At 69.4% G+C, this 19,454-nt stretch carries 16 protein-coding genes and 4 pseudogenes; 12 read left to right on the forward strand and 8 right to left on the reverse strand.

Annotation, left to right across the window (positions count from 1 at the left end; all coding sequences use genetic code 11):
• The coding region (locus Tfont_RS09720; RefSeq protein ID WP_260682348.1) for an IS5 family transposase at positions 1 to 1,067 on the forward strand (1,067 nt) is incomplete at its 5' end.
• On the opposite strand, the gene Tfont_RS09725 is transcribed toward Tfont_RS09720, so the two are convergent.
• A complete protein-coding gene (locus Tfont_RS09725; RefSeq protein WP_143969289.1) occupies positions 1,053 to 1,631 on the reverse strand; it encodes a cytochrome P460 family protein in 579 nt (192 codons plus the stop codon). The two genes, Tfont_RS09720 and Tfont_RS09725, sit on opposite strands and share 15 nt — an antisense overlap.
• A gap of 27 nt (positions 1,632 to 1,658) precedes the next feature.
• Complete coding sequence (locus tag Tfont_RS09730) at positions 1,659 to 2,192, reverse strand: carboxymuconolactone decarboxylase family protein (RefSeq protein ID WP_143969290.1); 534 nt, start codon at positions 2,190 to 2,192, stop codon at positions 1,659 to 1,661.
• 117 nt (positions 2,193 to 2,309) lie between these two features.
• Between Tfont_RS09730 and Tfont_RS14785 the strand changes: the two are divergent.
• From Tfont_RS14785 to Tfont_RS09740, 3 genes and pseudogenes are all read left to right on the forward strand, one after another.
• Positions 2,310 to 2,715 (forward strand): annotated as a pseudogene (locus Tfont_RS14785) (cupin domain-containing protein); the annotation flags it as partial.
• Positions 2,716 to 2,844: 129 nt separating this feature from the next.
• On the forward strand, positions 2,845 to 3,153 hold the full coding sequence (locus Tfont_RS14790) for a helix-turn-helix domain-containing protein (RefSeq protein WP_453822417.1): 309 nt from the start codon (positions 2,845 to 2,847) through the stop codon (positions 3,151 to 3,153).
• A gap of 468 nt (positions 3,154 to 3,621) precedes the next feature.
• Positions 3,622 to 4,833, forward strand: a complete 1,212-nt coding sequence (locus Tfont_RS09740; protein ID WP_143969291.1) for a M20 aminoacylase family protein — start codon at positions 3,622 to 3,624, stop codon at positions 4,831 to 4,833.
• 18 nt (positions 4,834 to 4,851) lie between these two features.
• Here Tfont_RS09740 and Tfont_RS09745 read toward each other — a convergent pair whose 3' ends face one another.
• From Tfont_RS09745 to Tfont_RS09755, 3 genes are all read right to left on the reverse strand, one after another.
• Positions 4,852 to 5,688 (reverse strand): type III pantothenate kinase, encoded by an 837-nt coding sequence (locus Tfont_RS09745; protein ID WP_068607156.1) that lies wholly within the window; start codon positions 5,686 to 5,688, stop codon positions 4,852 to 4,854.
• A gap of 39 nt (positions 5,689 to 5,727) precedes the next feature.
• Positions 5,728 to 6,852: an MBL fold metallo-hydrolase gene (locus tag Tfont_RS09750; protein ID WP_068607154.1), complete on the reverse strand. Its 1,125-nt coding sequence runs from the start codon at positions 6,850 to 6,852 to the stop codon at positions 5,728 to 5,730.
• Between the two features lie 69 nt (positions 6,853 to 6,921).
• On the reverse strand, positions 6,922 to 7,167 hold the full coding sequence (locus tag Tfont_RS09755) for a metal-sensitive transcriptional regulator (protein WP_068607153.1): 246 nt from the start codon (positions 7,165 to 7,167) through the stop codon (positions 6,922 to 6,924).
• 150 nt (positions 7,168 to 7,317) lie between these two features.
• Here Tfont_RS09755 and Tfont_RS15065 point away from each other — a divergent pair.
• The 4 genes and pseudogenes from Tfont_RS15065 to Tfont_RS09775 form a co-directional block, all read left to right on the forward strand.
• Positions 7,318 to 7,437, forward strand: a pseudogene (locus Tfont_RS15065) (C4-dicarboxylate ABC transporter); the annotation flags it as partial.
• Positions 7,437 to 7,943, forward strand: a pseudogene (locus tag Tfont_RS09765) (TRAP transporter large permease subunit); the annotation flags it as partial. The pseudogenes Tfont_RS15065 and Tfont_RS09765, both read left to right, overlap by 1 nt.
• A gap of 224 nt (positions 7,944 to 8,167) precedes the next feature.
• A complete protein-coding gene (gene icmF / locus Tfont_RS09770; protein ID WP_143969292.1) occupies positions 8,168 to 11,473 on the forward strand; it encodes a fused isobutyryl-CoA mutase/GTPase IcmF in 3,306 nt (1,101 codons plus the stop codon).
• Between the two features lie 40 nt (positions 11,474 to 11,513).
• A complete protein-coding gene (locus tag Tfont_RS09775; protein WP_068607147.1) occupies positions 11,514 to 12,434 on the forward strand; it encodes a DMT family transporter in 921 nt (306 codons plus the stop codon).
• Positions 12,435 to 12,487: 53 nt separating this feature from the next.
• Here Tfont_RS09775 and Tfont_RS09780 read toward each other — a convergent pair whose 3' ends face one another.
• Positions 12,488 to 13,120: a 5-formyltetrahydrofolate cyclo-ligase gene (locus Tfont_RS09780; RefSeq protein ID WP_068607145.1), complete on the reverse strand. Its 633-nt coding sequence runs from the start codon at positions 13,118 to 13,120 to the stop codon at positions 12,488 to 12,490.
• 10 nt (positions 13,121 to 13,130) lie between these two features.
• Between Tfont_RS09780 and Tfont_RS09785 the strand changes: the two genes are divergently transcribed.
• Together Tfont_RS09785 and Tfont_RS09790 are read left to right on the forward strand one after the other, a co-directional pair.
• Entirely contained in the window at positions 13,131 to 15,212 is a 2,082-nt protein-coding gene (locus Tfont_RS09785; RefSeq protein ID WP_143969293.1) for a lytic transglycosylase domain-containing protein, read from the forward strand.
• A gap of 45 nt (positions 15,213 to 15,257) precedes the next feature.
• A complete protein-coding gene (locus Tfont_RS09790) occupies positions 15,258 to 16,214 on the forward strand; it encodes a complex I NDUFA9 subunit family protein (RefSeq protein ID WP_143969294.1) in 957 nt (318 codons plus the stop codon).
• Between the two features lie 246 nt (positions 16,215 to 16,460).
• Here the strand turns inward: Tfont_RS09790 and Tfont_RS15070 are convergent.
• Positions 16,461 to 16,991: pseudogene (locus Tfont_RS15070) on the reverse strand (OmpP1/FadL family transporter); the annotation flags it as partial.
• 257 nt (positions 16,992 to 17,248) lie between these two features.
• Between Tfont_RS15070 and Tfont_RS09800 the strand changes: the two are divergent.
• Positions 17,249 to 17,578: a metal-sensitive transcriptional regulator gene (locus Tfont_RS09800; RefSeq protein ID WP_082955302.1), complete on the forward strand. Its 330-nt coding sequence runs from the start codon at positions 17,249 to 17,251 to the stop codon at positions 17,576 to 17,578.
• An 11-nt stretch (positions 17,579 to 17,589) separates the two neighbouring features.
• On the forward strand, positions 17,590 to 18,897 hold the full coding sequence (locus Tfont_RS09805; RefSeq protein ID WP_143969295.1) for a multifunctional CCA addition/repair protein: 1,308 nt from the start codon (positions 17,590 to 17,592) through the stop codon (positions 18,895 to 18,897).
• Positions 18,898 to 18,928: 31 nt separating this feature from the next.
• On the opposite strand, the gene trxC is transcribed toward Tfont_RS09805, so the two are convergent.
• Positions 18,929 to 19,378 carry a thioredoxin TrxC gene (gene trxC / locus Tfont_RS09810; RefSeq protein ID WP_143969296.1) on the reverse strand — a complete coding sequence of 150 codons (450 nt, stop codon included), beginning with the start codon at positions 19,376 to 19,378 and terminating at the stop codon, positions 18,929 to 18,931.
• Between the last annotated feature and the right edge of the window lie 76 nt (positions 19,379 to 19,454).

The following is a 19,454-nucleotide window of genomic DNA, read 5'->3' on the forward strand; positions in this document are numbered from 1 at the left end:
AAGAACTCCTGGCGCAGACGATCAACGTGGCGGTGGAAACCGGACTCATCAAGCCGCAGGAACTCAAGCGCGTGGTGGTGGACACCACCGTACAACCCAAGGCGGTGGCCCATCCGACCGACAGCCGGCTGCTGGAGACGGCACGCACCAAGCTGGTGGAGGCGGCCAAGGCCGCCGGCATCGCCTTGAAGCAGACCTTTGCCAAGGAAGGCAAAGACCTCAGCCGCAAGGCAGGACGCTATGCGCACGCGCGGCAGTTTGCGCGCATGCGCCGGGTCATCAAGCGTCAGCGCACGATCGTGGCCAGGCTGCAGCGGGAGATCGAGCGCAAGGCCAGCCGCCTGGGGCAGGCCATCCAGAGCGCTCTTGGCCACACCCTCAACAAGGCGGCGCGTCTGGTGGCGCAGACTGCCAACCGAAAGACCGCCGACGGGACTCGAAAGCTCTACGCCTGGCACGCGCCGGAGGTGGAGTGCATCAACAAGGGCAAGGCCCGCTGCCCTTACGAGTTCGGCGTCAAGGTCGGCATTGCCAGCACCCTGAAGCACAGCCTCATCGTCGGAGCCCGGGCCTTCCATGGCAACCCCTACGACGGGCACACGCTGCAAGCGCAGCTGGAGCAGGCCACGATCCTGATGCAGGACAGCGGCATCAAGCCCAACACGGCCTATGCCGACTTGGGCTACCGCGGGGTGGAGGCCGACATTGCGGATGTGCGCCTGGTGCACCGCGGCAAGATCAAGCGCCTCACGCAGCAGGAGCGCAAGCTGCTCAAGCGCCGCCAGGCCATCGAGCCGGTCATCGGGCACTTGAAGCAGGATCACCGCATGGACAGGTGCCACCTCAAGGGCGAGCAGGGTGACCGGCTGCACGCGGTGCTGTGCGCGGCGGGCTACAACATCCGCTGGCTGCTGCGCATGATCGCCAACAAGGGCGTGCCCTTCTTGAGGCGAGCTTTTTTGCGCCTCATTGCGGCCGTGCGCCTCATCGGCCGGTGGCTCGCCCAGCGGCGGCCAACCGAGTCCAGTGGCGCCAACCCTGCCCAGCTGCGGCTAAGGGCGGCGTGAAAATGAATTTTTCAGGGACGACTGGGTCAGTGTCGGATAGCCCTGGATGAATACGCGGTCGGTCTTGGCCGCCGGCACATGGCAGCCCATGCAGTCGGCTGCGTAGCTGACGGCGACATTCTTGGCGGGGGCGTCGGCCTTGAACAGCGCCCAGCCCCAGCCGTCGCCCCACAAGGGGTTGCTGGCGAAACGGCCTTTGGCGTCCTTGACCATCACGAACCACACGGCCGCATCGGAACCCCAGACCACAGGGTTGCCAGTGGTCATGGCGCTGGTTTCGAGCTTGCGGACCTCTTTCACCAGCGTTGCGCCGTCCGGGAACTTGCCGGTCTTGCGGTAGTGCTCGGCCGAGGCCTTTTCGGTGTACACATCGTGCAGGCCGCGAGAGGCGGATTTTTCGTCCAACACCACATATGAGCCCAGGTGGACGAAGTTTGTGCGGAAGTCTGTGGGGCGGCTGATGCCGCCCTGGCTGTCCACATAGGGCGAAAAGTCGCCGGCCGTGACGGCCAGTGGCAGGACGAGGGCGCTGGCGAGCAGAGCGCCGGTGAGTGCGATTTTCATCGTGTTCTCCTTATATGCCTATGGAGATCAGACGGCGACCACGGGGAAATCCACCGTGGTGTCGGCGATGTGGTTGGTGTAGTTGGTGAGCGTGTTCAGCGCGACGTTGGCGATCACTTCCAGTATCAGGCCGTCGTCGAGCCCCGCGCGGCGGTAGTTGGCCATGGCGTCGGCCGACACCACGCCGCGTTGCTCGACCAGCGCGCGGGCAAAGCCGGCAATTGCATCGTCAAGTGCGTTGGCCGCATGGCCGGTGCGGGCCGCGGCGATGGCCTCTGCCGACAGTCCGGCACCTTTGGCGATCAGGGTGTGTGCGCTCAGGCAGTACTGGCAGCGATTGGCTTGACCGACAGCCAGCGCAACGATCTCGCGCTGGGCGGCACTCAGGCGGCCGGTGCCCAGCGTTTCGGACAGGCCGAGGTAGCCGTTGAGCGCTGCCGGCGCGTGGGCCAGCGTGGCGAGCAGGTTCGGCACCATGCCGAGCTTGGCTTTGACGGCCTTGAGTGTGGCAGCGGTAGCGGCGTCAGCGGTGTCGATGGTCAGGGGGGCGATTTGGGTCATGTCTATCTCCGTAGTGGGTGAGGTGCAAGAGCACGTGGGCATGATAGCCCTTTGTTTGGTACGATATGGCACGTAAAGTATCAAATACGTAACCTATCGTCTTATATGGAGAGTGGAATGGCGGATCGACTGGCCGGCTTGCTCCGGCACTACTCGCTTTCGGCGCGCGTTTTTCACAGCGGCGCCTTCTGTGGGCAGCATCATTACGCGGCGCCGCATGGCTATATCCATCTGGTGCGGCGCGGCCCGATTACGGCGCGTTCGCCCGTGCATGAAGATCTGCTGGTTACCGAGCCGAGCCTGCTGTTTTATCCGCGCGTGGCGTCGCATCGGTTTTGTCGCCGCCCCCGGCGATACCGCTGAGCTGTTGTGTGCGGAGGTCGATCTGGGCGCTTCGACGGGCAATCCGTTGGCCATGGCCTTGCCGTCGATGCTGCTGATTCCGCTGGCGGACTTGCCCGGCCTCGGGCCGACGCTAGAGCTGCTGTTTGCCGAAGCCGAGCGCGACCAGTGCGGTCGGCAGGCCGCCATCGACCGCTTGTGCGAGTTGCTACTGATCCAGTTGCTGCGTTATCTGATGGATGGGCGGCTTGGCGCCACCGGACTGCTGGCGGGCCTGGCCGACCCGAAACTCGCGCGCGCCATAACCGCCATGCACGATGCGCCGCAGACCGCGTGGTCGCTCGAGGCGCTGGCGGCGAAGGCGGGCATGTCACGCGCGCGCTTCGCCGCCGCGTTCAAGGACGCGGTGGGCGTCACGCCGGGCGACTATCTGGCCGACTGGCGGATGAACGTCAGTTGCACCCTGCTCAAGCAGGGGCGGCCGGTGGCGGTGGTGGCCGACCGCGTCGGCTACGGCAGCCCGAACGCTCTGGCGCGCGCCTTCCGCGCGCGCATGGGCTGCGCCCCGCGCGACTGGCTGGCGCAGCAGCGCGGTGACGCGGCGCTCAGCGGTTCGTGAGTTTGAGTTCGATTCGCCGGTTCTTGGCGTAGGCGGCGCCGGTGTTGCGCTCGTCGAGCGGGTGAAATTCGCATCACGCCGGAACAACTGGCGGAACTCCAGGTGGCGATCCGTCAACGGCTGGTCAGTCTGTTCGTGCGGCGCGGCCGGCTGGACAAGGCTGAGTCAGTGGCGCAGGTAGCTGGATGACGCTGTCCCGCCCTGAGCCGACGCTCACAGGCGGGGATTTCCAGTGTCGTCATTGTCGGCTATTGGCCGGCAGCAGCCCGTCGTTGCCTGATGGATCCAACCCCTCCGCTGCTATAGTGCAGTCGGCTTCTGACGTTCAGTGCAGCCGTCTTCTGAAAACGACATCGTCGGTGGGTTCAGCGCCTGGGATGGCGGGGGAAACGGCGATGGCTAACATGGCCGCATGGTACGCGACCCACAGCGAACCCACGGCGGCACAAATCGCGCTAGGATGTCCCCATGAAGCTGATCGAGCCCATCGTCGAACAGGCCGCAGCGATTGCGGCCATCCGCCGCGACCTGCACGCCCACCCGGAGCTGTGCTTTCAGGAGGTGCGGACCGCCGACCGGATCGCGGCGCTGCTGACGGAGTGGGGCATCCCCATCCACCGCGGGCTGGGCACGACCGGTGTGGTGGGCATCGTGCACGGGCGCGACGGTGGCGCCTGTGGACGGGCCGTGGGGCTGCGCGCCGACATGGATGCGCTGCCGATGACGGAGCTCAACACCTTCGACCACGCCAGCCGGCACCCCGGGCGCATGCACGCCTGCGGACACGACGGCCACACGGCCATGCTGCTGGCCGCCGCGCAACACTTGGCGCGGTACCGCGACTTTGACGGTACGGTGTATCTGATCTTCCAGCCGGCGGAAGAAGGCGGCGGCGGCGCGCGCGAGATGATCGCCGACGGGCTGTTCGAGCGCTTTCCCATGCAGGCGGTGTTTGGCATGCACAACTGGCCGGGGCTGCCCGTGGGGCGCTTTGCGGTCAGCCCCGGGCCGGTGATGGCCTCGAGCAACGAGTTCGCCATCACCCTCCACGGCAAGGGAGGGCATGCCGCCCTGCCCCACAACACGGTGGACCCCGTGCCCATCGCCTGCCAACTGGTGCAGGCCTTTCAGACCATCCTGACGCGCAACCTGCGGCCGGTGGAGCCGGGTGTGATCTCGGTCACCATGATCCACGCGGGCGAGGCGACCAATGTCATCCCCGACCGTTGCGAAATCCAGGGTACCGTGCGCACCTTCACGGTGGAGGCGCTGGATCTGATCGAGCGGCGCATGCGCGAGTTGTCCGAGCAGCTGTGCGCAGCGTTTGGCGCCCGCGCGGACTTCCGTTTCCGGCGCAACTATCCGCCCACCGTCAACAGCGCGGCCGAAGCGGCCTTTGCGGCCGACGTGATGCGCGACATCGTCGGCCCGGACGGCGTGGTGGCCCAGGAGCCGACGCTGGGGGCGGAGGACTTTGCCTACATGCTGCAGGCCAAGCCGGGGGCGTATGTCTTCATCGGCAACGGGGATGGCGCCCACCGCGGCACCTATGGCCCGGGCCACGACGCCGGCCCCTGCACCCTGCACAACCCGCGCTACGACTTCAACGACGAGCTGATCCCGCTGGGCGCCACCTACTGGGTGACGCTGGCAACCCGCTGGCTGGCGCGGACCGCCTGACGCCGCGGGTGTGGCCGGTCACGGCCGCACATCGGCGGTCGCCCACGCCGGGCTGGCCGCCCCGAAGCGGTTGCGCGCGATGGCCAGCAGGCCGTCGAAGATCAGCCCCTCGACCAGCTCGAAGGGCACCGTCATGTGCGGCGCCATCTTCCAGCCGGCACCGCCGGTCATCAGGCAGACCGGCTCGTGGCCCGTGTGGGCGCGCAGGTTATCCACCATGCGTTGCACCGCCCCGGCAATGGCAAAGGTGCCGCCGCTGGTAAGCGCATCGCTGGTGTTGGTGGGAAAGGCCCGCACCTCGCCGGTGGGCACGTGCAGGCCGGCCGTGCCGGACTCCAGCGCCCGCAGCATGATGCCGTGGCCCGGCAGGATGATGCCGCCCAGGAAGCGCCCCTCGGCATCGATCGCCTCGACCGTGACGGCCGTGCCGACCATCACGACCACGCAGGGCCGCGGCTCGCCGCGGGCCAGCAGCCGCTGGCGCGCCCCGATCATGGCCACCCAGCGATCGGGGCCCAGCCGGGCCGGGTGGTCGTAGCCGTTGATCAGCCCGGCCTCGGCATTGCCCGGCACCACCCATTGCACCGGCGCATCCCACAGTTCGAGCTGCTCCTCCACCCGGTGGCGCACCCCGGCGCCAGCGACGATGCTGCCCAGCACCCAGCGCGGCGCGCGCAGCGGGCGCCAGTCGCCCTCGGCCAGGGTTTCGATGTTTTCCAGAAACTGCACCCCGTGCGCGAGCAGCCGCGCCCCGGGGGCCGGCGCCTCGTACAGCGCCCATTTGAGGCGGGTGTTGCCCACGTCCAGCGCAAGCAGCGCGGTCGATTCGGTGGCGGCGGTGTCCGGCGCAGTCATCAAAACATCATAACGGCGTGGCTGGTGGCCGAGCCGGGCTCAGTTTTGCCGCCAGGGCAGCCCCCGGTGGCGCCAGCCCCCGAGGTGCCCGCGCTGGCCGCGCTCGTCGGGATCGCCCTCGAAGCCTTCCAGCACGTTGTAGGCCGTGGCCCCCAGCTCGGTGGCGCGGCGCGCCGCGGCGATGGAGCGCGCCCCGCTGCGGCACAGCATCAGCAGCGGCTTGCCTTCGGCGGCCAGCTGGCGCACGCCATCGTCGAAGGCGGGATTGGGCTGCATGCCGGGCCACTGCTTCCACGCCAGCGCCTGCGCGCCGGGCACGTAGCCGACCCACTCGCGCTCGGCGTCGGTGCGCACGTCCACCAGCACGGCGCGGCCTTCCTGCACCCAGCGCCAGGCCAGCTCCGGCGCCACGTCGCCAGCGTAACCCTGCGCCGGGCGCGGCACCTCGCGCTCGGCGCCGTCCGCGTCGTGGCGAATGCCGCCGCGCAGGTTGGCCGGCACCGCCTCGTCCATGCGGCGCGGCCGCGGCAGGCCCAGGTGCTCCATGATGGCCACGAACTCCGCCAGCGACTTGCCGGCCAGGCGCGGGTTGTGCGCCTTCTCGTGCCCGATGGTGGAGTGGGTGCGGCCGTGGTAGTCGTGCCCGGGCCAGACGATGGCCTCGTCCGGCAGCGTGAACAGGCGCTCGGTGATGCTGCGGTAGAGCGCCTCGGCGCTGCCGGACTGGAAGTCGGTGCGGCCGCAGCCGCCGATCAGCAGCGTGTCGCCGGTGAAGACGTGCGTCTGGCCATCCACCTGCCAGACGTAGCTCATGCTGCCGGCGGTGTGGCCGGGGGTGGCCAGCGCACGCAGCCGCTGCGCGCCGAAGGCGAGTTCGTCGCCGTCGTGCAGCGCGCGGTGCACGGTGGTGATGCCGCAGGCCGCCGGTGCCGCGGTGTGGGCGCCGGTGTGCTCCGCGAGCTTGAGCGCGCTGGTGATGTGGTCGGCGTGCGCGTGCGTCTCCACCACCCAGACGAGCCGCAGGCCGTATTCGCGCAGCACCTGCAGGTCGCGCTCGAGCTGCTCGTCCACCGGGTCGATGATGACCGCCTCGCGCGTGTCGGCGTCGAACAGGACGTAGGTGTAGGTGCAGGAATCGGGATCGAAGCGCTGGATCGGATGCATGGCGCCGATGGTAGCGGCTCGCGCCCGCAGACGCGATCCACGAGCCCCACAAACACGCCCCGGCGGGCGTCAGGCAAAGCGGACCAGCAGCTCCGCCACGTCATCCGGCGGGGTATCCCCCTGGGCCATGACGCAGCCCACCATCATGAAGAACGATTTGTCCAGCGCCTTGCGCGCCGCCGCCAGTTGCTGGGCGACTTTTTCGCAATCCGTGTCGGCCTCGATGAGGCGCTGGATGCCGCGCAACTGCCCCTCGACACGCTTGAGGCGCAGCAGCAGGGCTTTCTTGCGATCGGGGTCTTGGACGGATTGCATGGCAAACGGCGAAAGCGGCGATGGGCTCGGTCTTTATACTCCATATGGTATTCAAGCGTTGCCAAAAGTCAATCATCGACTATGTGGTGCAGGCCGCCAGCGCCGACAGGAGCTGCAAGGCCGCGCACCGCCACTCGCAGGACGACCTGGATGCTGGACAGCCAGCGCGCCTTTGTCGAACGCGCCGGCGGCTGGTGGAACGACGACACGGTCGACTTCAAGATGGCGTGGAACCACTACTTCCTCCGCCCGGCCGGCAAACAGGGCTGATGCGCCGCGAACCGTGGTTTGGTTTCAGCCTGATGGGCCTGATGATGCTGGCGCTGGTGGTGGTGGCCATCATGCGCGGCTTCCCGACAGCGTTCACGCTGATGGGCATGGGCATCATCTTCACCTTCTTTGCCTACCACTCCGGCGGGCAAAGCGCGGCCGGCGCGGTCAAACAGACGCTGGACCTGATGGTGCAGCGGGCGTTTTCGGCCATGAGCAACGACGTGCTCATTTCGATCCCGCTGTTCGTTCTTCATCGGCTATCTGGTCGAACGCGCCAACCTGATCGAAAAGCTGTTCAAGAGCCTGCACCTGTCGATGGCGCGTGTACCGGGGTCGCTGGCGGTGGTGCAGTTGTACGCAGGGGCCTTCGTCCCCGGCCTGATGCTCGCCGGGCTGTACGTGGTATGTATGTGATCGTGCTGGCCAAGCTGCGGCCGCACACCATGCCGCCGCTGCCGGCGGAGCAGCGCATCGTGCCGCTGCCCCCGCTGACCGCGCGGCTGGCGCATCCAGATCCTGGCCATCGTGCTGCTGTATCTGCTCCCGGATATCGGGCTGTGGCTGCCCAAGGTGCGGTACGGCTGAGCCCCGCGCCGGCGGGGCGGGCGGCGGTTGGTTCGGCGCGGGTTCTGGGCTAATATTGACGTTTACGTAAACGTCAATACCAACCCGCCCCTGGCCCGCAGGCGATTGCGCCGCGGCATGCGCCCTCCGAGGAGACCTCTGCATGACCAACCTGTCCGCCGAATTCCAGGCCCTGGCCCAGTACCGGCCCACGCACAAGGTGCGCTTCGTCACCGCCGCCAGCCTTTTTGACGGTCACGACGCGGCCATCAACATCATGCGCCGCATCCTGCAGAGCATGGGGGCGGAGGTGATCCACCTGGGCCACAACCGCAGCGTGGACGAGGTGGTCACCGCCGCCTTGCAGGAGGACGTGCAGGGCATCGCGGTCAGCTCGTACCAGGGCGGGCATGTGGAGTATTTCAAGTACATGGTGGATCTGCTGCGCCAGCGCGGCGGCGAGCACATCCAGGTGTTTGGGGGCGGCGGCGGCGTGATCGTGCCCAGCGAAATCCGCGAGCTGATGGACTACGGCGTGGGCCGCATCTACAGCCCCGAAGACGGCCAGCGCATGGGCCTGCAAGGCATGATCGGCGAGATGGTCATGCGCTGCGACCGCGACCTCTCGCCCTATGCGCCGCGCGACATCGCGGCCATCCAGGGGCACAGCGACGCCGCCTGGCGGGCGCTGGCGCAACTGATCACGGCGGTCGAGAACGGTCAGGCCGACCCCAACCTGCTGGCGAGCCTGCGCGCGGCCGCGGCTGACACACGGGTGCCGGTGCTGGGCATCACCGGCACGGGCGGCGCGGGCAAGAGCAGCCTGACCGACGAACTCATCCGCCGCCTGCGGCTGGACCAGGACGATGCGCTGCGCATCGCCGTCATCAGCATCGACCCGAGCCGGCGCAAGAGCGGCGGCGCCCTGCTGGGCGACCGCATCCGCATGAACGCCATCGGCCCGTGGCAGCAGGGCCCGCGCGTGTACATGCGCAGCCTGGCCACGCGCGACTTCGGCAGCGAAATCTCGGCCGCCCTGCCGGACGTGATCGCCGCCTGCAAGGTGGCGGGCTTCGACCTCGTGATCGTCGAGACCTCCGGCATCGGCCAGGGCGACGCCGCCATCGTGCCGCACGTCGACGTGCCGCTGTACGTGATGACGCCGGAATTCGGCGCGGCCAGCCAGCTCGAAAAAATCGACATGCTGGACTTCGCGGAGTTCGTCGCGATCAACAAGTTCGACCGCAAGGGCGCGCTGGACGCCCTGCGCGACGTGGCCAAGCAGGTGCAGCGCAACAAGGAGGCCTGGGGCAAGCGGCCGGAGGACATGCCGGTGTTTGGCACCATGGCCGCGCGCTTCAACGACGACGGCGTGACCGCGCTCTATCAGGCGCTCAAGGCCCGGCTGGCCGAGCTGGGGCTGAACCTGCCGCTGGGCGTCGAGGGCGGCCGGCTGCCGCGGGTGGACGTGCGCCACAGCAGCAACCAGACCCCCATCGTGCCGCCGGCGCGCACCCGCTACCTGGCCGAAATCGCCGAGACCGTGCGCAGCTACAAGCGCAAGGTCCATGAGCAAGCCCGGCTGGCGCGGGAGATTCAGCAACTCCACGCCACGGCCGCGATGCTGCGCATCGGCAAGGCCGGCCGCGCCAAGGCGGCCGAAGCCGTGGACGAGCTGGCCCAGCAACGGCAGGAGCGGCAGGACCCCGCCGCCCGCAAGCTGCTGGCGCAGTGGCCCGCCATGCAGCAGGCCTATGCGGGCGACGAGTATGTCGTCAAGATCCGCGACAAGGAAATCCGCACCCAGCTCACCCACACGACGCTCAGCGGCAACAAGATCCGCAAGGTCGTGCTGCCCAAGTACGAGGACCACGGCGAGCTGCTCAAGTGGCTGATGCTGGAAAACGTCCCCGGCAGCTTCCCGTACACCGCGGGCGTGTTCGCTTTCAAGCGCGAGGGCGAGGACCCGACGCGCATGTTTGCAGGCGAGGGCGACCCGTTCCGCACCAACCGGCGCTTCAAGCTGCTGTCGGAGGGGATGCCCGCCAAGCGGCTGTCCACCGCCTTCGACTCGGTCACGCTGTACGGCGCCGACCCCGACCCGCGGCCGGACATCTACGGCAAGGTCGGCAACTCCGGCGTGTCCATCGCCACGCTGGACGACATGAAGGTGCTCTACAGCGGCTTCGACCTGTGCGATCCGTCGACCAGCGTGTCCATGACCATCAATGGCCCGGCGCCCACCATCCTGGCCATGTTCATGAACACCGCCATCGACCAGCAGATGGACAAGTTCCGCGCCGACAACGGGCGCGACCCGACCGACACCGAAGCGGCCAAGATCAAGGAGTGGGTGCTGGCCAATGTGCGCGGCACGGTGCAGGCCGACATCCTCAAGGAAGACCAGGGCCAGAACACCTGCATCTTCTCGACCGAGTTCAGCCTCAAGGTGATGGGCGACATCCAGGAGTATTTCGTCCACCACAATGTGCGCAACTTCTACTCGGTGTCGATCTCCGGCTACCACATCGCCGAGGCGGGTGCCAACCCGATCTCGCAGCTGGCGTTCACGCTGGCCAATGGCTTCACCTTCGTCGAGGCGTACCTGGCGCGTGGGATGCACATCGACGACTTCGCGCCGAACCTGTCGTTCTTCTTCAGCAACGGGATGGACCCGGAGTACACGGTGCTGGGCCGTGTGGCACGCCGCATCTGGGCGGTGGCGATGAAGGAAAAGTACGGGGCCAACGAGCGCAGCCAGAAGCTGAAATACCACATCCAGACCAGCGGCCGCAGCCTGCACGCGCAGGAGATCGCGTTCAACGACATCCGCACCACGCTGCAGGCGCTGATCGCCATCTACGACAACTGCAACAGCCTGCACACCAACGCCTACGACGAGGCGATCACGACGCCGACCGAGGAATCGGTGCGCCGCGCGATGGCCATCCAGCTCATCATCAACCGCGAGTGGGGGCTGGCGAAGAACGAGAACCCCAACCAGGGCAGCTTCATCATCGAGGAGCTGACCGAGCTGGTCGAGGAGGCGGTGCTGGCCGAGTTCGAGCGCATCGCCGAGCGCGGCGGGGTGCTCGGCGCGATGGAGACCGGCTACCAGCGCGGCCGCATCCAGGACGAGAGCATGCACTACGAGATGCTCAAGCACACCGGTGAGCTGCCCATCATCGGCGTCAACACCTTCCGCAACCCGCATGGCGACCCGATCCCCGAGTCGCTGGAGCTGGCCCGCTCCACCGAGGCCGAAAAGCAGTCGCAACTGCAGCGCCTGCGCGACTTCCACGCCCGCCACGCGCACGAGGCGCCGGCGATGCTGCAGCGCCTGAAGGACGCCGTGATCGAGAACCGCAACGTCTTCGAGGTGCTGATGGACGCGGTGCGCTGCTGCTCGCTGGGGCAAATCACGCAGACGCTGTTCGAGGTGGGCGGCCAGTACCGGCGCAATATGTGACGCCCCTGCAGGCGCGGCGTGTGCGTGGGATACTCGCCGGATGCTCCTGTTGTGGCGTACCTCTCTGGCCGACTCTGGCAACCTGCGCAGCATCGCCGCCATGCTGGCGGCGGTGGCTTTTTTTGCGCTGATGGACACGGTGCTCAAGCACCTGACGGCGCACTATCCGCCGGCGCAGGTGGCGTCGATGCGCGGCTGGGTCGCGCTGCCGCTGGTCATGGCGTATCTGACCTGGCGGCGCGCCTGGCACCGGGTGTGGCGGGTGCGGTGGCCGCTGCACGCCATCCGAGGCGTGCTCGCGGTGGTCATGCTCACGGCGTTTGCCTACGGCGTGTCGTCGCTGCCGCTGGCCAACGCTTACACGCTGTTTTTCATCGCGCCGCTGCTGATCACACTGCTGGCCATCCCCATTCTGGGCGAGCGGGTGCGGCGCGCGCACCTGGCGGCCATCGCTGCGGGACTGGTCGGCGTGGTGATCGCGCTGCGACCGACGCCGGATGCCTTCCTGGGGTGGGCGGGGCTGGCCGTGCTGCTGGCCGCGGGGGCGTATGCGGCCTCTGCCGTGCTGGGGCGGCTGGCTTGCCGCACCGACGCCCCGGAGAGCCTGGTCTGGTGGTCGATGGTGGCGCTGGCCCTGGGGGCGGGCGCCCTGGCCGCGCCCCATTGGAAGCCCGTGGCCGCGGATCACCTGCCCGCGCTGGCGGCCTTGGCCGTCACGGGCTTTGCCGCCCAACTGGCCATCACCGAGGCTTTTCGCCACGGACAGGCCTCGGCCGTGGCGCCGTTTGAATACACGGCCCTGGCCTGGGGCGTCGCCTTGGACGCGGCGATTTGGGGGGTGTGGCCCGATGCGCCCACGCTGGTGGGGGCGTCGGTGGTCATCGCCGCGGGGCTGTACCTGATCCGCCACGAACGGCTGCACGCCCGGCGCGACCTGCACACCAACACGCCTCACCCCTGACGGCGCGCAGCCCGGCCGGGGCGGCACGGGCGCTCCGGGCACCCCGCCACCGGTCAATCGATCGGCCAGGCCACGCCCTGATCGGTCAGGATGGCGTCCAGCGGCACATCGTGCGGCTCCGGCGCCAACCACGGCAAAAAGCCGTGCGCATACGCCAGCCCGACCGTGAACGGGCGGGGGCGCAGCGCCGCCAGCGTGCGGTCGTAAAAGCCGCCCCCGTAGCCCAGGCGTGTGCCGCCCGGGCCATACCCCACGCAGGGCACGAACAGCAGCGTCGGCTCGACCACCTCGGTGTCCTTGGGCTTGGGGATGCCGTAGGCGTCCTCCTCCATCGGACAGCCGGGGTACCAGACATGAAAGCGCAGCGTCTGCGCCACCTTGTCGATCACTGGCAGGGCGATGCGGCGGCGCTGCCGGGCGCTGGAGGCGTCCTCGACGTTGGCGGCCTCCTGCCAACGGTGCAGCGCGGGCAGCGGGTCGAACTCGCCCTTGATCGGCCAGTAGGCCCCGATCACCGCATCGGGCCGCTCCACCATCCACACCCGCATGACGCGCTGCAAGGCCTCGTTGCGCGCCAGCCGGTCGGACAGGCGCAGCCGCTCGGCCACCAGCCGCTGGCGCCACTGCCGCTTGCGGGCTGCGGGATCGGTCTCCTCGCCCTGGCGTTCGGGGTCGATGTTCTCCATAATCGCCTTTATGGGTCTGGTACATGTGCGCCGCTGGGCGCTGGCTTGGGGCAACACCGTCGCGGGGGTCACGACAGAGGCCGCTGCCATCTTACCGTCCCGCCGCTGGGCGGCACTCGCCTGCGTCGCGGTGGCGCTGCTGGGCGCCCCCCCGCTGTGGGCGGCCAGCGACACGGCGGCGCGCGCGGCAGCCGCGGAGCGCGCGCTGACCGAGATGCGCGCCGCCTTCCAGAAAGGCGAGGCCAGCCGCCTGGCCAGCCTGCTGCCGCAGGTGCAAGGGCATCCGCTGGAGCCGCTGGCCGCCTACTGGGCGCTGCGGGTGCGGCTGGACGTCGCGAGTGCGGACGATATCCGCCTCTTTCTGACGCGCTGGCGCGGCACCTACTGGGAAGACCGGCTGCGCAACGACTGGCTGCTGCTGCTGGGCGCGCGCCGGGACTGGCCGACGCTGCTGCAGGAGGTGGCGGCCTTCCGCATGAACGACGACGCCGAAGTGCGCTGCTACACCGCGCTGGCGCGCCTGGAGACCGGCTTGGTCGCCCCGGGCGACATCGCGGCCGAGGTGCGCGACACCTGGCTGGCACAGCGCGCGGCCGCACCCGGCTGTGCCGCCGCCGCGGGGCGGCTGATCCAGGCCGGTGCGCTAACGCCGGATGTGGCCTGGCAGCGCGCGCGCCTGGGCGTGGAGGCGGGGCGGCTGGCCATCGCCACGCAGGCGGTCGGGCTGCTGAATCCCGAATGGGTGCCGCTGGTGGAGCGGGCCTACCAGTCCCCGCAGCGCTATCTGGACGACAAGGTGACCGCTTTGCGCCACCGGACCAAGGAAATCGTCACCCTGGCGCTGATCCGGCTGGCCACGCAGGACCCGTCCGCCGCCGCGGAGGAGGCCGCGCACCTGCGCTGGCGCGCCCAGCTCACCGCCGAGGAACGGGCCTGGATCTGGGGTGCCATCGGCAAACGGGCCGCTCTGCGGCTGTCGGACGATGCGGTGCGCCACTTTGCCCGGGCCGACGACGCCCTGCTGCCCGACGACTGGCGGGCGTGGAAGGTGCGCGCCGCCCTGCGCGCCGGTGACTGGGCCACCGTGCGCCGCACCATCGAGCACATGGGCGACAAACAGCGCCAGGACCCGACCTGGACCTACTGGCTGGCGCGCGCGTTGCACGCCAGCGGCCGGCCCGAAGACGCCGCCGCCGCCCGCGAGGCGTATGCCCGCATCGCCGGCAGCGCCGGTTTTTACGAAAAACTGGCCGCCGAGACGCTGGGGCAGCCCTTTACCCTGCCGCCCGCCCCGCCGCCGCCCACCCCGGCCGAGCGCGCGGCCATCCGGGCCAACGCCGGCCTGCAGCGGGCGCTGCTGGCCATCGAGCTGGGGCTGCGCAGCGAAGGCGTGCGCGAGTGGCAGTACGAAATCGCGCTGCACACCCCCGGCGGGCTGAGCGAGCGCGAGCTGCTGGCCGCCGCGGAATGGGCGTGCGAGCGGGCCGTGTGGGACCGCTGCATCAACACCAGCAGCCGCACCCGCGACGCCATCGACATGGCGCAGCGCTTTCCCATGCCGCTGCGCGAGCTGGTCGTGCGCCGCGCGCGCGAGATCGGGCTCGACCCCGCCTATGTCTACGGCCTGATCCGGCAGGAAAGCCGCTTCGTCAGCGATGCGCGCTCCCACGTCGGGGCGTCGGGGCTGATGCAGGTGATGCCCGCCACGGCGCGCTGGACCGCGCGCAAGATCGGCCTCAACGGGTTCGAACCCAGCCAGATCACCGACCCCGAGGTCAATGTGCAGATCGGCACCGCCTACCTCAAGCTGGCGCTGGACGACTTCGAGGGGTCGATGGCGATGGCGGCGGCGGCCTACAATGCAGGGCCGGGACGCCCGCGCCAATGGCGCCAAGGGCCGGAGCTGGAAGCCGCGGTGTGGATCGAAAACATTCCGTTCGACGAGACGCGCGACTACGTCAAGCGGGTGCTGTCGAACACCACGGTCTACGCCGCCATCCTGACCGGTCAGCCGCAGCGCCTGAGCAGCCGGCTGGGGCGCATCGGCCCCCGTCTGGCGACGGCCCGGGCGCCTGACACGGATCTGCCGTGACGGCGGCCGCAGCGCCCGATACGGCCCCTGCGTAACGAGGACACCATGAAACACGTGCTGGTACTGGGCGGCACCGGCTTTGTCGGCCGCCACGTCTGCGAACAACTCACCCGCCTGGGCGTGCGCGTCACCGTGCCGACCCGTCACCCCGAACACGCCAAGGCCGTGCAAATGCTGCCCATGGTGGATGTGGTCACGGCCGACGTGCACCATGACCGCGTGCTGGAGCGGCTGCTGCCCGGCCACGATGCGGTCGTCAACCTGATCGCGGTGCTGCAGGGCAACCGGCGCCGCTTCGAGCAGGTGCATGTCAGCTTTCCGCAGCGGCTGGGCGAGGCGATGCTGGCGGCCCATGTGCGCCGGCTGGTGCACGTCAGCGCGCTGGGCGCCGATCCCGCGGGGCCGTCCCTTTACCAGCAAACCAAAGGCGAGGGCGAAGCCGTCCTGCAGCAGATCGCCACGGCCGGCCTGGCCCTGACCGTGCTGCGCCCCAGCGTCATCTTTGGCGCCGAGGACCGCTTCCTGAACCTGTTCGCGCGGCTGCAGCGCAGCCTGCCGGTGGTGCCGCTGGCCCGGGCGGATGCGCGCTTTCAGCCGGTGTGGGTGGGCGACGTGGCGCAGGCCATCGTCACCTGTTTGCAGCGCGACGACACCATTGGCCGCACCTTCGAGGCGGTCGGCCCGGAGGTCTGGACGCTGGCCGACCTGGTTCGGCTGGCCGGACGGCTGAGCGGCCACCCGCGGCCGGTGATCGGCCTGCCGCGGGCATTGGGTTACTTCCAGGCGCTGCTGATGGAACTGATGCCGGGCGAGCCGCTGCTGAGCATCGACAACCTGCGCTCGATGGAGGTGGACAACGTCGCCAGCGGCACCCTGCCGACCTTGACCGACCTGGGCCTGACCCCCAGCGCGGTGGAACCGGTGGCGGCCCGCTATCTGGACCTGGACGGCCCGGCCGATCCCCTGATCGCCATCCGCCGCACCGCGCATCAACGCCGGTAAAAAAGGGGCCGCCGCCCCGAGCGGCTGGCCGGCCATCACCTGGCTGAGGCTGCCGTTGGCGATCGCCGGCACGCCGCCGTACTTGCCGCGCGTGGCGTCCAGCGCCACCGTCAGCGCCGGGGTCAGCTGCACCGCCACGCCAACGCCGTAGTTCTCCGGGATGTCGAAGTCGCCGCCGCCGGCGAACAGCCCCTTGTACTTGTCGAAACGGCTCATGTCGGTCTTGGGCGAATAGGCCGCGCCGACCGTCACGCGGTCGCCGAGCTTGCCGAAATAGCCCAGGCGCACCCCGATGCCGGTGCTGGTGTCCTTGCCGCGGTTGGTGACGTCGCCAGGCGACTGCGACATCATCGAAAAGCCCTGCAGACCGTAGGCCTCGAAGCGCTGCAGCACCAGCAGCGGCGAGATGCCCAGCACATGCCCGTCGGCGACCTGGTAGGCCAGCGTCGGCGCGACGATCAGTTGCATCAGGTCCACGCCCAACTTGCCCTGCCCGCCCATCAGGTTGACGCCATTGGGAAACGGCGCGTACGAGGTATTCATGCCGCCGTTACCGTACACCGTCACGCCCAGCGCCAGCTTCTCGGACAGCTTGACGTTGGTGCCGAATGCCGGAATCGGGAACGCCGTGCGGCCGCTTTCCACCACCGGCGTCTGTCCGACGAACTGCGCGTCGCGGTAGGGGCGGAAGATCTCGGCGCCGGCGCCGTCCTCCAGCTTGCCGATCGTCGCGACGGTGCCGCAGCCGGTGGTGGCGCCCACGCTGACCACCAGCATCAGCGCGGCGGCTCCTCACCGCCAGGTTTGACGAAATGGGCTCATGTCCTCTCGCTCCTGCGCCCCTGGGGGGCTTTGATTTAAATCAAGACGGTGACGGCTTAGCGAGACCGGCGGGCCAACCGCATCGGCATTTACCCTAGAGGGTAGGGCTTCAAGTCGGTGACCACGCTCCACGCCGCGGCCGGCGTCCTGCCCAGCACGGCGGTTTTTTGGCACACTCGTGGTCCCACAGCGAATACCCGAAGGGCGTCGACATGAGTGACTCCACCGCAAGCGGCGACTGCCGCTCGGCCGAAGCAAACCGGCCCGACTCGCCGCCGTCGCGCTACCGCAACGAGCACCAGCGGGACGTGGTCAACCGCCTCAAGCGCATCGAGGGCCAGGTGCGCGCCCTGATCGAGATGGTGGAATCCGGCCGCCCGTGCGAGGACGTCGCCCAGCAGATGTCGGCGGCGCGCAAGGCCATGGACAAGGCCTTCTTTCGCATGATGGCCTGCTCCGTGATGGAGTCGGTGGCCGTCTCCGACGACGAGACGATGCGCGAGGTCGAACGCTCCACGCGCATCCTGGAAAAGTACGCCTGACGACAGCCGCGGTGGAGATTTACCTGGTCGGCGGCGCGGTGCGCGACGGCTTGCTTGGGGCTTTTCACCTGGCGCACCAGCGGCCCGACAGCGCCGCCCACGCCGACCGCGACTGGGTGGTGGTCGGCGCCACGCCCGAGGCGATGGTGGCGCAGGGCTTTCTGCCCGTGGGGCGGGACTTCCCCGTCTTTCTGCATCCGATCACGCGCGAGGAGTACGCGCTGGCGCGCACCGAGCGCAAGACCGCGCGCGGCTACCATGGCTTCGACTTCTTCGCCGACCCCGGCGTCACGCTGGAGCAGGACCTGGCGCGGCGGGACCTGACCATCAACGCCATGGCACTGCCCGCCGCGGCGCTGGATGCGCACGGTCGCTTCGATCCGGCCGATCCACGCCTGATCGACCCCTATGGCGGCCGGCGCGATCTGCGCGAGAAGGTGTTGCGCCATGTGACCCCGGCCTTTGCCGAGGACCCAGTGCGCATCCTGCGCATGGCGCGCTTCGCGGCGCGCTGGCCCGACTTTGCCGTGGCGCCCGAGACGATGGCGTTGATGCGCGCGATGGTGGAACACGGCGAGGTGGACCACCTGGTGCCCGAGCGGGTGTGGCAGGAGCTCTCGCGCGGGCTGATGGAGCAACGCCCCTCGCGCATGCTGGCGGTGCTGCGGGAGTGCGGAGCGTTGCGCGTGCTGCTGCCCGAGGTGGACCGCCTGTGGGGCGTGCCGCAGCGCGCCGACTACCACCCAGAGGTGGACACTGGCGTGCATGTGGGCATGGTGCTGGACATGAGCGCCCGCCTGGGCGCACCGCTGGCCACCCGCTATGCCTGCCTGTGCCACGACCTGGGCAAAGGCACGACACCGCGGGACGTGCTGCCCCGCCACATCGGCCACGAGGAGCGTAGCGTCAAACTGCTGCGCGTGGTGAGCGAGCGCTGGCGCGTGCCGCGCGACTGCCGCGAGCTGGCCGAGGTGGTGGCGCGCGAGCATGGCCACATCCACCGCTGCGACACGCTGGGCGCCGCCGCCACCCTGCGCCTGCTGGAGCGGTGCGATGCGCTGCGCCGCCCCGAGCGGTTCGAACAGGTGCTGCTGGCCTGCGAATGCGATGCCCGCGGGCGCCTGCACCACGAAGCGCACCCCTACCCCCAGGCCACCCGCTTGCGGGCCGCCCTGCGCGCGGCGCTGGCGGTGGACACGGCCACCGTGGCGCAGCAGACGCAGGCCCGCCACCCCCATGCGCGCGACCTGGGCCTGCGCATCCGGGCGGCCATCGAACACGCGCGCCAGCACGCCGTCGCCGCGGCACTCGCGGCTTGAGTGCCGCCCAGCCAGGGCCGGGCGGCGGGGTTCACTGCGCGCGGGCCAGGGCGGCCCCCACCCACCGCACGATGTCGGCCTGCCCCATGGCGCCCGCCTGACGGGCGACCTCGCGACCGCCGACGAACAGGGCCAGCGTCGGGATGCTGCGGATGCCAAAGCGCGCCGCCAGACCCTGCTCGTCCTCGGTGTTGACCTTGGCCAGCCGCACGCGCGGCTCCAGTTGCCGCGCGGCTGCCTCGAAGGCCGGGGCCATCATGCGGCACGGGCCGCACCACGGGGCCCAAAAATCCACCAGCACCGGAATCTGGCTGCGCCCAACGTGGCGTTCGAAGGCCTCGGCATCCAGCGCGACGGGGTGCCCATCGAACAGCGGGCGGTGGCAACGGCCGCAATCCGGCGCCTGGTCGAGCTGGTCGGCCCGGACCCGGTTGGTGGTGTGGCAATGGGGACAGACGATGTGCAGCGGCTCGGCGGTCATGCAGCGCTCCAGGCAAAACGGTGATGCCCCTCAGATGGGGTGCAACGCGGCGGATTCAAGAGATACCCCAGCGGGT

Source organism: Tepidimonas fonticaldi (assembly GCF_007556755.1).
Lineage (GTDB): Bacteria > Pseudomonadota > Gammaproteobacteria > Burkholderiales > Burkholderiaceae_C > Tepidimonas > Tepidimonas fonticaldi.

Excerpts from the sequence above, each read along its gene's own strand:
- Tfont_RS09725 (WP_143969289.1), bottom strand. The coding sequence starts at position 1,631 with ATGAAAATCGCACTCACCGGCGCTCTGCTCGCCAGCGCCCTCGTCCTG.
- Tfont_RS09730 (WP_143969290.1), bottom strand. The coding sequence starts at position 2,192 with ATGACCCAAATCGCCCCCCTGACCATCGACACCGCTGACGCCGCTACC.
- Tfont_RS14790 (WP_453822417.1), top strand. The coding sequence starts at position 2,845 with ATGCACGATGCGCCGCAGACCGCGTGGTCGCTCGAGGCGCTGGCGGCG.
- Tfont_RS09740 (WP_143969291.1), top strand. The coding sequence starts at position 3,622 with ATGAAGCTGATCGAGCCCATCGTCGAACAGGCCGCAGCGATTGCGGCC.
- Tfont_RS09745 (WP_068607156.1), bottom strand. The coding sequence starts at position 5,688 with ATGACTGCGCCGGACACCGCCGCCACCGAATCGACCGCGCTGCTTGCG.
- Tfont_RS09750 (WP_068607154.1), bottom strand. The coding sequence starts at position 6,852 with ATGCATCCGATCCAGCGCTTCGATCCCGATTCCTGCACCTACACCTAC.
- Tfont_RS09755 (WP_068607153.1), bottom strand. The coding sequence starts at position 7,167 with ATGCAATCCGTCCAAGACCCCGATCGCAAGAAAGCCCTGCTGCTGCGC.
- icmF (WP_143969292.1), top strand. The coding sequence starts at position 8,168 with ATGACCAACCTGTCCGCCGAATTCCAGGCCCTGGCCCAGTACCGGCCC.
- Tfont_RS09775 (WP_068607147.1), top strand. The coding sequence starts at position 11,514 with ATGCTCCTGTTGTGGCGTACCTCTCTGGCCGACTCTGGCAACCTGCGC.
- Tfont_RS09780 (WP_068607145.1), bottom strand. The coding sequence starts at position 13,120 with ATGGAGAACATCGACCCCGAACGCCAGGGCGAGGAGACCGATCCCGCA.
- Tfont_RS09785 (WP_143969293.1), top strand. The coding sequence starts at position 13,131 with ATGGGTCTGGTACATGTGCGCCGCTGGGCGCTGGCTTGGGGCAACACC.
- Tfont_RS09790 (WP_143969294.1), top strand. The coding sequence starts at position 15,258 with ATGAAACACGTGCTGGTACTGGGCGGCACCGGCTTTGTCGGCCGCCAC.
- Tfont_RS09800 (WP_082955302.1), top strand. The coding sequence starts at position 17,249 with ATGAGTGACTCCACCGCAAGCGGCGACTGCCGCTCGGCCGAAGCAAAC.
- trxC (WP_143969296.1), bottom strand. The coding sequence starts at position 19,378 with ATGACCGCCGAGCCGCTGCACATCGTCTGTCCCCATTGCCACACCACC.